The sequence below is a fragment of the Micromonospora sp. NPDC003776 genome (assembly GCF_053605645.1).
In genome coordinates this window covers 1-1,001 of the sequence record NZ_JBSGJR010001014.1, presented here as the reverse complement: position 1 = coordinate 1,001, position 1,001 = coordinate 1, and the positions used below count along the sequence as shown (strand labels likewise).

Sequence of the window (1,001 nt, the reverse complement as noted above, 5' to 3'; positions counted from 1 at the left end):
CCGAGCCCGGCGACCGCGAGCAGCAGCGCCGCCCGGTCCAGCACGGGCCGCAGCGGCGCCGCCGAGACGCGTACGGGGGCGGCGGTCGAGGCACCGGCCGGGACCAGCCAGGGGTGGGTGTCGGTGACCGGCGGCAGGCCGCCGCGCAGTACGGTCACGCCCACCCGCCACTGTCCGGGGGTACGGATGTCGTCCACGGCGACCACCCAGCCGTCGGCGGTCCGGGTGACCGGGTGCACCGCCCGTTCCCCGTTCGGGCCGCTGAGCAGCAGCGACACGCCGGTCACCGGGCCGGGCGCCGGGCGGCGGGTGTCCTCGACGCTGATGCTGACGATGTTGCGTCCCGGCCGGTTGGGGCGTACGGCCACGGTGTCGACGAGGTCGGCGACCTGGCCGCTGACCTGCGGCTCGGCGCGGGTGGCGGTGGCCACCGGGAAGGCCGGACCCCGGCCCGGCCCGGCAGCCGCCAGCGCCCCGGCCAGGCCGAGCGCGAGGGCCAGCAGGGCCGCCTCCACGCGCAGCCCGCGCCGGGGCAGGTCGGCCCGGCGCAGCCGGCGGGCGGTACGGGCGCCGAGCAGCACGGCCACCCCGGCCACCGCGACCTTGGCCAGCAGCAGCTGCCCGTACGGCGAGCCGACCAGCGCGTCCACGGTGGCCACCTGCGGGCCGGTGAGCAGCAGTCCGGTGAGCGCGAGCACGGTCAGGCAGCCGACGGCGAGCGTGGCGAACGCGCGCAGCAGGGTGCGGACCTGGTCGGCCCGGTCGGGGTGGCGCCGGACCAGCGGGAGCAGGGCGAGGCCGGCGGCGAGGACACTGCCGGCCCAGCCGGCGGCCGCGAGCACGTGGACGCCGCCGACCAGCGCGGTCCGCCACGGCCCGCCCATCGGGTGTCCGAGCAGTGCGGTGCCCGCCGCCGCGGCGAGCGCCCCGGCCACCCCGACGACCACCGCCGGCGGGCCGATCCGGACCGGGCCGGGCGCGCCGTCCCGTCCGGCGATGAC

At 80.1% G+C, this 1,001-nt stretch carries 1 protein-coding gene; it reads right to left on the bottom strand.

What is annotated here, in order from left to right:
* Nucleotides 1-1,001: CopD family protein (locus ACWEVO_RS37155; protein WP_452312046.1), on the bottom strand; the 1,001-nt coding region annotated here is incomplete at both ends.